This window comes from Acidisoma sp. C75, assembly GCF_054665095.1.
In genome coordinates this window covers 14,795-25,903 of the sequence record NZ_BAAFHD010000004.1, presented here as the reverse complement: position 1 = coordinate 25,903, position 11,109 = coordinate 14,795, and the positions used below count along the sequence as shown (strand labels likewise).

9 protein-coding genes and 1 tRNA gene are annotated in these 11,109 nt (G+C 64.2%); 4 read left to right on the top strand and 6 right to left on the bottom strand.

From position 1 onward, the window contains the following. Nucleotides 1–5: 5 nt before the first annotated feature. The 4 genes from ACYQ7X_RS06320 to ACYQ7X_RS06305 form a co-directional block, all read right to left on the bottom strand. The gene (locus tag ACYQ7X_RS06320) at nucleotides 6–956 is read right to left on the bottom strand and encodes an ABC transporter permease (protein WP_459696059.1); all 951 of its coding nucleotides are present in this window, start codon (nucleotides 954–956) and stop codon (nucleotides 6–8) included. A 72-nt stretch (nucleotides 957–1,028) separates the two neighbouring features. Beyond that, complete coding sequence (locus ACYQ7X_RS06315) at nucleotides 1,029–2,528, bottom strand: ABC transporter substrate-binding protein (RefSeq protein ID WP_459696058.1); 1,500 nt, start codon at nucleotides 2,526–2,528, stop codon at nucleotides 1,029–1,031. Between the two features lie 139 nt (nucleotides 2,529–2,667). Continuing rightward, the gene (locus ACYQ7X_RS06310) at nucleotides 2,668–4,815 is read right to left on the bottom strand and encodes a malate synthase G (protein ID WP_459696057.1); all 2,148 of its coding nucleotides are present in this window, start codon (nucleotides 4,813–4,815) and stop codon (nucleotides 2,668–2,670) included. Nucleotides 4,816–4,827: 12 nt separating this feature from the next. Continuing rightward, nucleotides 4,828–6,267, bottom strand: a complete 1,440-nt coding sequence (locus tag ACYQ7X_RS06305) for a PfkB family carbohydrate kinase (RefSeq protein WP_459696397.1) — start codon at nucleotides 6,265–6,267, stop codon at nucleotides 4,828–4,830. A 221-nt stretch (nucleotides 6,268–6,488) separates the two neighbouring features. Between ACYQ7X_RS06305 and ACYQ7X_RS06300 the strand changes: the two genes are divergently transcribed. Then, a tRNA-Gln gene (locus ACYQ7X_RS06300) sits at nucleotides 6,489–6,562 on the top strand. Nucleotides 6,563–6,651: 89 nt separating this feature from the next. Further along, on the top strand, nucleotides 6,652–8,394 hold the full coding sequence (locus ACYQ7X_RS06295; protein WP_459696055.1) for a DUF6538 domain-containing protein: 1,743 nt from the start codon (nucleotides 6,652–6,654) through the stop codon (nucleotides 8,392–8,394). Here the strand turns inward: ACYQ7X_RS06295 and ACYQ7X_RS06290 are convergent. Further along, a complete protein-coding gene (locus ACYQ7X_RS06290) occupies nucleotides 8,389–8,949 on the bottom strand; it encodes a hypothetical protein (protein WP_459696054.1) in 561 nt (186 codons plus the stop codon). The two genes, ACYQ7X_RS06295 and ACYQ7X_RS06290, sit on opposite strands and share 6 nt — an antisense overlap. Nucleotides 8,950–9,356: 407 nt before the next feature. On the opposite strand from ACYQ7X_RS06290, the gene ACYQ7X_RS06285 reads away from it, so the two are divergent. Beyond that, on the top strand, nucleotides 9,357–9,698 hold the full coding sequence (locus ACYQ7X_RS06285; RefSeq protein WP_459696053.1) for a hypothetical protein: 342 nt from the start codon (nucleotides 9,357–9,359) through the stop codon (nucleotides 9,696–9,698). Between the two features lie 338 nt (nucleotides 9,699–10,036). Here the strand turns inward: ACYQ7X_RS06285 and ACYQ7X_RS06280 are convergent, their stop codons facing one another. After that, nucleotides 10,037–10,621, bottom strand: coding sequence for a helix-turn-helix domain-containing protein (locus tag ACYQ7X_RS06280; protein ID WP_459696052.1), 585 nt, complete (start codon nucleotides 10,619–10,621; stop codon nucleotides 10,037–10,039). Nucleotides 10,622–10,839: 218 nt separating this feature from the next. On the opposite strand from ACYQ7X_RS06280, the gene ACYQ7X_RS06275 reads away from it, so the two are divergent. Next, on the top strand, nucleotides 10,840–11,091 hold the full coding sequence (locus ACYQ7X_RS06275) for a hypothetical protein (RefSeq protein ID WP_459696051.1): 252 nt from the start codon (nucleotides 10,840–10,842) through the stop codon (nucleotides 11,089–11,091). Nucleotides 11,092–11,109: the final 18 nt, after the last annotated feature.

Below are 11,109 nucleotides of genomic sequence, written 5' to 3'. Positions count from 1 at the left end.
GCCGATCACTCCGCCGCTGCCGCCGCGAGGCGCGGATCGATCACGGCATTCAGGACATCGACGAGGAAGTTCATGATGATGACGAAAGCGGCGAAGAGCAGGACGAGATCCTGAACGAGGATCAGATCGCGCTCCCCGATCGCTTGAAAGAGCAGCGAGCCGAGCCCCGGCAGGGTGAAGACGGTTTCGATGATGATGGTGCCGGCGAGCAGGAAGGAGGATTGCAGCCCAATGAGGGTGGTGATGGGAATGAGCGCGTTGGGCAGCGCGTGGCGCCAGAGGATGGCGCCCTCCCCCTGCCCTTTGGCGCGCGCGGTGCGCAGATAATCCCGCGCGGTCACCTCCTTCATCGCCCCGCGCACGACGCGGGTGAGGATCGCCGCCTGCGGCAGGGCGAGGGCCATGGCCGGCAGGATGAGCGCGCCGATCGCGCGGCCCGGCGCCTGGCCCCAACCGGGAAAGCCGCCGGCCGGAAACCAGGCGAGATGCACCGCGAAGAGCAGGATGAGGAGAAGCGCCAGCCAGAAATCCGGGATGGCGACGCCGAGTTGCGTCGCGCTCATGATGCCGCCATCGGCGGGCCCGGGGCGCGCCGCCGCCCAGAGGCCGAGCGGCAGCGCGAGGGCGACGGCGAGCAGCATGGCAAGCCCGGCCAGAGGCAGCGTGACCGCCAGTCGCTCTCCGATGAGGGTGGCGATCGGCGCATCATAGGCCGTGCTGCGGCCGAAATCACCGTGCAGCAGGCCGCCGATCCACTGCAGGTAGCGGAGCCAGACCGGCTGGTCGAGCCCGAGCTGGTGGCGGAGGGCGGCCAGCGTATCGGGCCGCGCATCGGGGCCGAGGATGATGAGCGCCGGATCTCCTGGCAGGATCTGCAGCACGGCGAACACCACCAGGGAGGCGAGGATGAGGGCGAGCATCAGCATGGCCGCCCGCCGCAGAAGATAGGTTCTCACCCGCTATCCCTCACGCCGCGCGCCTCTCCGCCCGATGCGCCGCGGCAGGCAGGCCCCCACCGGGCGGCTGCCCTACTTCGCCCAATAGACGCCCGTCACATCGTTGATCGGCATCGGATCGTTCTTCCAGAGCCCGCGCAGCCCCGCCTTCCAGATGCCGATCTTGGGCAGCGCGAAGAGGAAGATATTGGGCTCGTCGGTCGCGAGTTGACGCTGCAACTGCCCGACCAGCGCCTGCTGCGCCGCCGCGCTCGTCGCTGCCACATAGCGCGCGTAGAGCGCATCATAGGCGGCGCTGTGATAGCCAAAATAGTAGTTGCGGCGCGCATAGATATCGAGATCGCGCGATTCGACATGGGCGACGATGGTGGCATCGTAGTCATGCTGCGCGAAGACGGAGGAAAGCCACTTCGCCCATTCCACCGATTGCAGCTTGGCGGTGATGCCGACCTGCTGGAGGTAGGCGGCGATGAGCTCGCCCGAACGCTCGGCATAGCTCGGCGGCGGCAAGGTGAGCGTGAAGGTGAAGCCCCCAGCGAGGCCGGCCTCCTTCAGCAGCGCCCGCGCCTTGGCCGGATCATAGGGATAGACGCCGGTGAGATCGACATAGCCGGGATCGGCCGGCGTGTAATGCGAGCCGATCGGGGTGCCGAGGCCGCTATAGGCGGCCTGCACGATGGCGTTCCGGTCGATCGCATAGGCGAGCGCCCGGCGCACGCGCACATCGTCGAAGGGCTTATGCGCCTCGTTCAGCGCCATCAGCACCTTGCCCTCGGTGGTGCCGATCACGACCGTGAAGCGCGGATCATGCTGGAACTTGGCCACCATCTCGGGGGCGGGGAAATTCGGATAGGCGTCGATCTCGCCGGAAAGCAGCGCCGCGGTCGCCGCCGCCGGATCGGCGATGATGCGGAAGGTGACGGCGCTGAGCTTGGCCGGCACGCCCCAGTAATGCGGATTGCGCACCAGATCGATCTGATCCCCGGGCACCCAGCGGCTGAACAGGAAGGGGCCGGTGCCGACGGGATGGGTCTTGTTCGTCGCGGCCGATTTCGGATCGACCATGACGGCATCGCCCCAGGCCATGTCGTAGAGAAAAGTCGAGGTCGGCTGCTTGAGGGTGATGACCGCTTCGAGCGGCTTGGGGCAGGCGATCTTGGCGATCGGCGCGAAAAGCTGCTTCTGCGCGTTCACGCTATCGGGCGCCATCGCCCGGCCGTAGCTGAACCGGACGATCGAGCAATCGAAAGATGTGCCATCGGCGAAGGTGACGCCGGGCTGCAGCTTGAAATCATAGGTCAGCCCATCGGGAGAGACCGTCCAGCTCTGGGCGAGATCGGGGATGACATGGCCCGCCTGGTCGATCCGCGTCAGCCCCTGGAAGATATTGGCGTAGGTGACTTCCCGAATGGCCGCCGCGGCACCGGCCGTCGGGTCCAGCCCAGGCGGCTCGAGCGGGATAGCAAGGGTCAGCTTGTCCGGCGGGGCGGCGCGCGCCGGGGCGCTGCTGAGCGCGGCGAGGCCGGCGGAGGCGAGAAGCAGGGAGGCGAGCCAGGGAGAGCGGTGCTGCAACGGCCGGTCCTTCATGCGCTATGTCGCAGTGCAGAAGACCATCCTGCCGGCATCTTGCCAAGGTGGTTGATGCCCTCTCACCGCCAAGCCCCGCCGCCGCGGGCAGGCGACGCGGCGGGGGCTGGATGCGCGGGAGGGTTCAGCCCGCCTTGGCGACCCGCCGCCACTGGTGGAGGATGAACTCGGTATAGCCGTTCGGCTGCGCGCGGCCCTTGAACACCAGATCATGCGCCGCCTTGAAGGCCGGCCCATCGAAGCCCGGCGCCATCGGCCGATAGGCCGGGTCCGCAGCGTTCTGCTTATCCACCACCTGCGCCATCCGCCGGAGCGCGGCCTCCACCTCCTCCTGGGAGACCACGCCATGATGCAGCCAGTTGGCGAGATGCTGGCTCGAGATACGCAGCGTCGCCCGATCCTCCATCAGCCCGATGTCATGGATATCGGGGACTTTCGAACAGCCCACCCCCTGGTCGATCCAGCGCACGACATAGCCGAGGATGCCCTGGCAGTTGTTCTCGATCTCCTGGCGGATCTCCTCGGAGGACCAGTTCGCCCCTTCGGAGACGGGAATGGCGAGCAGCTGATCGAGCCCGGACGGCGCGCGGCTGGCCAGTTCCTCCTGGCGGGCAGCGACATCGACCGCATGATAATGTAGCGCATGCAGCGTGGCCGCCGTGGGCGAGGGAACCCAGGCGGTATTGGCGCCGGCGCGCGGATGCCCCACCTTCTGCTCGAGCATTTCGGCCATCCGGTCGGGCGCTGCCCACATGCCCTTGCCGATCTGCGCCCGGCCGCGCAGCCCGGCGGCGAGGCCGATATCGACGTTGCGATCCTCATAGGCGCGGATCCAGGCGGTCGCCTTCATCGCGTTCTTCCGCACCATGGCGCCCGCCTCCATCGAGGTATGGATCTCGTCGCCGGTACGGTCGAGGAAGCCGGTGTTGATGAAGACCACCCGGCCCTCCGCCGCCTTGATGCAGGCGGCGAGGTTGGCGGAGGTGCGCCGCTCCTCATCCATGATGCCCATCTTCAGCGTGTGGCGCGCAAGACCGAGCAGATCCTCCACCCGATCGAACACCCCATCAGCGAAGGCGACTTCCTCCGGCCCGTGCATCTTGGGCTTGACGATATAGACCGATCCCGCGCGGCTGTTGCGGATCGGCCCGCTGGCCTTCAGATCATGAATCGCGATGAGCGCGGTGACGACGCCGTCCATCAGGTTTTCGGGGATCTCCGCGCCGTCGCGGTCGAGGATGGCGTCGGTCATCATATGGTGCCCGACGTTGCGGATCAGCATCAGGCTGCGCCCGGGCAGGCTGAACGTGCCGCCTTCGGGGCTGGTGAAGCTGCGGTCCGGCTCCAGGCTGCGTTCCAGCACGCGGCCGGCCTTCTCGAAACGCGCCGTCAGCGTGCCGCGCATGAGGCCGAGCCAGTTGCGATAGACCGCGATCTTATCCTCGGTATCGACGGCGGCGACGCTATCCTCGCAATCCATGATGGCGCTGATCGCAGATTCGATGACGATATCGGCGACCCCAGCCGGATCAGACTCGCCGATCGGATGGGTGCGGTCGATCACGATCTCCGCATGAAGGCCATTGTGGCGGAGCAGGATGGCAGTGGGCGCTTCAGCCGGGCCGCGATAGCCCGCGAAAGCCTGCGGCCGGGCGAGCGACGCGCCATCCACCAGCAGCGCGCCCGCTTCCACCCAATAGGCTTTGGCCCCGGCATGGCTGCCGGAAGCGAGCGGCGCGATCTCGTCGAGAAACGCCTTGGCGCGCGCGATCACCCGGGCGGCGCGAACCGGGTTAAGCCCCTTGCCGCCACGCGCGGCGCCATCCTCCTCGGCGATCGCATCGGTGCCGTACAGCGCATCGTAGAGGCTGCCCCAGCGGGCATTGGCGGCGTTGAGGGCGTAGCGCGCATTGGTGATCGGCACCACCAGCTGCGGGCCCGCGATGGTGGCGATCTCGGCATCCACCCGGTCGGTGGAAACCACGAAATCCCCCGGCGGCGGCAGAAGATAGCCGATGCTTTCGAGGAAGCGGCGATAGGCCGCCGGATCGCCGAGCCCCTTGTGCTGCCGGTGCCAGGCGTCGATCTCGGCCTGCAGCGCATCGCGCTTGGCGAGCAGGGTGCGGTTTTGCGGCGCCAGATCATGCACCAGGGCGGAGAAGCCGGCCCAGAAGGCGGCGGGATCGACCCCGGTGCCCGGCAGCGCCTCGTTCATGATGAAGGCATGAAGCGGCTGGGCAATCTGCAACTCGCCGGCGGTGACACGTTCCATCTTCGGGCTCCTTCAACTGGCGCGGCGCGAGGCTAAACCGCTCGGCCCCTGGGCGGAAGCGGGCAGCAGCTCGGCGCGCAGAACAGTCCCGCCCCAGGCGATGACCCGATCGGCGCCGACGATATCAGCCTCCTGATGGCTCGCCCCCTTGGCGAGCAGATCGGGCCGCAGCGCCATGATCATATCGAGCAGCGTATCCTCTTCGAGCAGGCAGACGAGATCGACCGCCGGCTGTGCCGCGAGGTCCGCCGCCCGCTCCGCCGCCGGGCGGGCCGGCTTGCCGCCGCCGCCGGGCGGCCCATCGGCATCGATCGCGACGATCAGACGGTCGCAGGCGCCGCGCGCCTGTTCCAGGAAATGCGCGTGCCCCTTGTGCAGGCGTTCGAAACGGCCATGGGTGAAGCCGACGCGCCAGCCCCGGCGCCGCCACCGCTCCGCCTGCTCGATCGCGGCTTCGCGGCTCATGATCTTGCTGCGATTACCCGAATCCGGATCGAGGCGGGCGAGAATGTCATCCCGCCGGGCGACTGCGGTGCCGACCTTGCCGACGACGATGCCGGCCGCGACATTGGCGAGCCGCGCGGCGAGCGGCAGGGGCAGATGCGCGCCGATGCCGGCGGCGAGCACCGCGGCGACGGTATCGCCCGCTCCCGACACGTCATGCACCTCAAGCGCCTCGGCCGGGAAATGCCACGCCTCGTTCGGCAGCACGAGGCTCATGCCGTGCTCCGAACGGGTCACGAGCACGGCGCCGATCGCCCGCCGCGCCATCAGCGCCCGGGCCGCCGCCTCGATCTCGGCATCGCTCTCGGCCGGCAGGCCGGTGACGGCGGCGAGTTCGCGCCGATTCGGCATGATCACATCCGCGCCGGCATAGGCCGCGTAATCCTCGCCGCGCGGATCGACGATGACGCGGCGCCCCATCTCCCGCGCCGCGGCGATGAGCTTGGCCGACATATCCCCGGCGAGCACGCCCTTGCAGTAATCGGAGAGGATGGTGACGCTGGTGGCCGCCATCGCATCCTTGGCGATCCGCAGCAGCCTCTCGCCGATCTTGGGGTGGAGCGGCACCGGCTCCTCGGTATCGACCCGTAGCAGGTGCTGGCCCTGCGCGAGGAAACGCGTCTTGACGGTGGTGGTGCGGCCGCCCTGCACCAGCAGCCAGGGCTCGACCCCGGTTTGCCGGCCGATCAGCGCCGTGAGGTCCGACCCCGCCATGTCATCCCCCACCACCGAGACGAAGGCGACCGCCGCGCCGACGGCGGTGAGGTTGCGCACCACATTGGCAGCCCCCCCCGGCAGGGAGAGTTCGCGCTGCACGCAAAGGACGGGAACCGGTGCCTCGAGGCTGATGCGATTGGCTTCGCCGTAGAAATAGCGATCGAGCATCGCATCGCCGACGACGAGCACCGAAGCGCGGCCGAGTTCCTGGGCGGCCCTGGCCAGTTCCATCGGCGAGGCGTCGGGCAAGATGCGGGGCACGCCATCACGATCCGTCATGCAGGTGACATAGCGGTAATGGAGGCCCGACGGTAGTGGCGCCCGTGCCCGCGCAACCGCCTTGGCCCCTGGCCGGGCGCCCTCCGCCCGAAAGCGGCCCCCATATGACGGTGCCGCATGCGAGGGAGGTTGATCCCCCCGGGCGCGCGTGTTAGATGCCGCCACCCGCCGCTTGGGGGATAGTTTAGCGGTAGAACTCCCGGCTCTGACCCGGGCAGCCTTGGTTCGAATCCAGGTCCCCCAGCCACCTAATCTTTTCAATGACTTACGGCCATTTCGGCGAATGTGGGCTTAGTGCTCCACGTCGCTGATCCACAGTTCAACTTGTGGGGCCGCATGAAAAGCCGCCTGTCCCGCCGAAGCGGGGTCTACTGGTTCCGCAGGCGGGTGCCTGCCCCGCTGGCTCAGAAGCTCGGTCTCTCCGAAGTCCGACGCTCGCTGCATACCCATGATTTCCGTATTGCCCGGGACCGCTTCGCCTCGGCTTGGGCAGCAACCTCAACCGCATTCCGTCACATGGCACTCAATCCGCAACTGCAATCCGCCCAGGCCCGCGCTCTTCTCGATCAACTTCTGAGCGAAAGCGTGCTCGACTCCCCAACCGCCGATGCACTCATCGACTCGCTTGCCGAGGATGACGGGTATGCGGCGGCCTTGCTCAACGGCGCGCTTGTGGAAGCGGCATCCGCCCTACCCGGTGAAGAAGGTGACCGGATCGCGTTGCACTTAGACCGTATCGTGAACCGAGCCGAGGTCCGCATAGCCCGTCTCAAAGCCGCAATCGCGAGTGTGAGGAACGATTTCGCCCGCTATAAGGGCGCGCAAGCCGAAAATCGATTGGCTGAAACGGAGGAAGCCCTGCGCGAAGCCGAGATCGCCCGGAGGGTCGCGGAAGGTATACGGGACGCAATGAAGCCATTAGCCCGGGTGAGCGATGCCGAGTTCACCTTAGAGGCCCCTACCCCGCCCGCTCTCGCCGCTCCACCCCCTAAAAGCCGGTCCAAGCCGAAGATCCCACGCCTGTCGGAAGTCGAGGCGCCCTTCCTTACCGACAAGACCCGTGGTGACGGCTATACGGCCCAGACCGTGGCCCAAACTAAAGCCAGCCTCCGGTTGCTCATGGACATCATCGGCGACAAGCCGTTGAACGAATATACTGGGACGGATGCCGGGCTCTTCCGCGATGCGGTGCTTCGGATGCCGAACGCTCATGGAAAACGTGGGACACACGTACCCGCCCTCGAGGCCATCCGGGAAGCTGATGACCGCGAGACCCGAAGCGGCGAGCCTGTCCCAAGACTGACTATGAAGACAACCAAGCGGCACTTTTCGTCGCTCAGTCAGCTTTGGGAATGGGCCAAGCCCCGCGACTACGTTGAGCGCAACATCTTTCGGGGCTTCACCTTCCAAGGCGCCAAGACCAAACGCGGCACGCGGTCAGATTGGTCGGATGATGATCTCATCCAGCTTTTGGGCTCAAAGTTCTATTGCCTGGGGGTGCCTCACGACAGTGCCGACCGATGGCTCCCGCTCATCGCCATGTTTAGCGGAATGCGCCTTGAAGAGATTGCCAGTCTCCGTCCGGTAGAAGACTTCGAGCTAATAGACGGCTCCCACTGGGTAATGAAGGTCCAACCACATCCGGATGGCTGGACGCCCAAGACCGAGGCCGGCGAGCGCATCGTGCCAATCCACCCGGTTCTAGTAGAATTCGGGCTGATCGCTATCGTCGAGGCACGGCGGCAAGCCGGTGTACCGCGTATGTGGCTGGACCTGTCCCCGAGCGGCCCCGACCAAAAGTATGGCACGGCGTTTTCACGTCGCTTCGGCAAGTTGAAGGACGCGCTTGGTATCGGGTCGGCTGTAACGTTTCACAGCTTTCGCCATAACGTCAGCACCATCCTACGAAACACCACAACGCCTGAAGCCTGGATCGATGCCATCCTCGGCCATGAGGGTGGCGAAGGCCGCTCGATGGGGGCGACGATCTATCTGAAACGGATCGGGCTCGAAAATCTTCGCAGCACGGTTGAGAAGATCGGCTATTCCCAGAAGGTGATGGAGGCGATCCGCTCATAAGGCCACTGGTCCGGTTATCTTCTCTACTCGAACAACCTTTTCGCAAGCCTCCTCAAACTCCTTCCGCCTCACACCATGCTCGCGCAACAGCGCGCCTAATTGCCCCCAAAGATATTCTCGGTCCACCGCAAACCTCGGGAAGTCTAACAGGATGGGGCGAAGTTCATGCTGGGTCAGCGTGTGAATGATCTTAAAAAACTGAACCGCGAGCTTGGCCTCCTGTTCCTCTTCGCGACGGGTTAGCCACATCCCGCCAGGATGCTCAGCGTCCAAAGCACCACCCTGAGCAACCGCGTCTCGCGTAACTCGGATACGGCTCTGAGCCGCTGATGCCAGGTCGCGAACCGGAACGATAACTGCCTGAAGTTGAATCACGTCGCCGCCCAGGAGATCCCCGAGCAAGTCTGCGTAGATCGGCGATTTCAGCACGTATGGACTCTCGGGCGTCGCGTCCAAGATCTCCAAGCCCGCATTCGAAATCGGATCGACGCTGGTCAGCGCTTCGCTAAGTTCAAAGCCTGTATCGAAATCCAGCGCCGTGAAGAGCTGCACCAACAACGTCGTTCCCGCGCGTCCGGTGCCCGTGATGAGGATCTTCTATTTTCGGTTCCTTGATCCCTTGCGGAAACAAGTTCGTCCCAGCCAAGCCAATCCGCCCCCCCCCCCACTTCGAGACTAACCGAAACATCCCCGGACACACGGGTCTGTCAAGCCCATCCCTATCTGAATCGCTCTACCCCGGCGCATCAACTTAAAGACTTCCGAAGATCTTTGAAGTATTCATACACGCCGCGTGTACGGAATATTTGCCCTATACCACGAACTTGGGGTAAGATCAAGAACACTATTCTTGTTTTTTGCCATTCATAGCAAATATATGGCTTTTATACTGACTCTAAATTGTATACGAGTCGCGCACGGCATCGCGATATGCCGAATCCTTTAGTGAAGGAAAACCCCCCGTGGCCAAGCAGGTTGCAAAGAAGGTTGCGCAAGTAGCTCCTTTTGAATTCAATCCCGATGCCGATCCATACGAGCAGGCGGAAGCTTTCGTCGCTATGTATGACAAACGCATCATGGCGGAAGGCTTGCCCGGCTATGATCGGGCACTCTTACCAATGCAGTACTCGCCCGAGCTTTTCTATGTGATGACCCGGGAAAACCAAGGTCGTCTCCTCGCCGCCAACCCGTCGCAACCGGTTTACAACATCTTTCGCGATACCACGCCCCTCCAAGCCCAGCAGATGAATGAGATGCTGATGATGGGTATGGACCCCGACGAGATCCCGCACACGATTCACTGAATGACTGGAGACGCCATGATAGACGAGAAGCGCGCCCGCTTGATTGCGAACTTGCCGGCCTGGCCGAGGAGCCTGGGTGAAGCCCTCGCGGCTGCCTATGTCGGTTTGTCTGTTTCGTCGCTTCGGAGCGAGGTCTCTGCCGGCCGCGCTCCGAAGCCTATCCGCCTTACTCAGAAGCGTCGTGCTTGGCTGCGAGAAGATTTGGATGCCTGGCTAGATAAGCTGGCGGGTAAGGGGGCGCCTGAACCCGTTGTGGCGTCCCAGGACTGGATGGGGGCCTTTGCGCAGTTTGAAGCGAACGGTGCGACGGGAAAGGCGCGTGGTGCTAAAAAGAGGCCTTAGTTCACGTCTTCGAAATCGAGATCTTCGAGCAGGAGATCTTGCCCACTACGCAATGACTCTACTGTCTCAAGGCCGACAGAGGCCGGCTGATTTCCAATGTTCACCACGACAGTAGGCTTTTCATCGCCAACACGAAAGCCACCCTTGGACTCCAGGTAGAATCTGATTGATTTATGGTGACCGGTTTTCGCGGCATCAACCAGTGCTTGCGAAGCCTCGTCAACTCCGAGTGCAAGGCCGCCAGATATTGCGGCCGCCAGGTCAGGGAGAAAAACCAAGGCCTGCCGGAAAGTCGAACGTGGAATCGCGAGCCGGTCAGCGATTTGTTCCAGCGTCATTCCCTGACGTCCGAGGCGCGCAACCTGCGGCAGCATGGCGCGATATGCAAATGGGTCGGCGGACTCTCCGAGTTCGTCTTGCCGCTGGCGCAACACATGAGGCGCGGGCAATTCTACCCCGTCGGATTGAGCAACTGCCAATGCGGCACGCGCAAGCGTTGATAACGCCCATCCGGGGAGGTGTTCGGGGCCGGTGGGCTTCACTGATGTATCGACGGGAGTCGCCACAAGTGATTCGGTCATGTGGCGTTCCGCCGACTGAGTAGCTCCGCAAGGGCATCGGTCAAGATCATGGCAGTATCATGATCGCACCCGCAATAGCGCTCAAACCACGACATGACCTCGAGCCGGCTGCCATTTTTCCCGACCATCGGGCGGACGGTTGAATCCCAGAACGCCACCAGCTGCTTTCGGTCGCTTGGAACCCGGAACGGTGCCTTCATGAAGGCACCGTCTGCAAAGTGTACCACTTAGATGCCAGCCTGCTCGAGGATGACGCGTTCGGCTTCACCGATCAACCCGGCTGTTGTCAGGTGAGACTTCCATATCTGGCCGCGCTGGCGGATGCAGTCGACGCAATTATCATTGCTCAAGTAGCGGCGTGGGCTTTCGTGGTCGTTTCGGCACCGGTTGCCATGGTCGACATAGGTAAGCGCGGTGGGATCTTTGCGCAAGGCCGTTTGTCGGTTTTGAAGGCGGCGGGCGGTGGATGAGGCGAAGGTTCGTTTGTT

Bases quoted from the DNA above. Each gene is read 5' to 3' on its own strand.
- ACYQ7X_RS06310 (WP_459696057.1), bottom strand. From the start codon at position 4,815: ATGGAACGTGTCACCGCCGGCGAGTTGCAGATTGCCCAGCCGCTTCAT.
- ACYQ7X_RS06305 (WP_459696397.1), bottom strand. From the start codon at position 6,267: ATGGAACTGGCCAGGGCCGCCCAGGAACTCGGCCGCGCTTCGGTGCTC.
- ACYQ7X_RS06295 (WP_459696055.1), top strand. From the start codon at position 6,652: ATGAAAAGCCGCCTGTCCCGCCGAAGCGGGGTCTACTGGTTCCGCAGG.
- ACYQ7X_RS06280 (WP_459696052.1), bottom strand. From the start codon at position 10,621: ATGACCGAATCACTTGTGGCGACTCCCGTCGATACATCAGTGAAGCCC.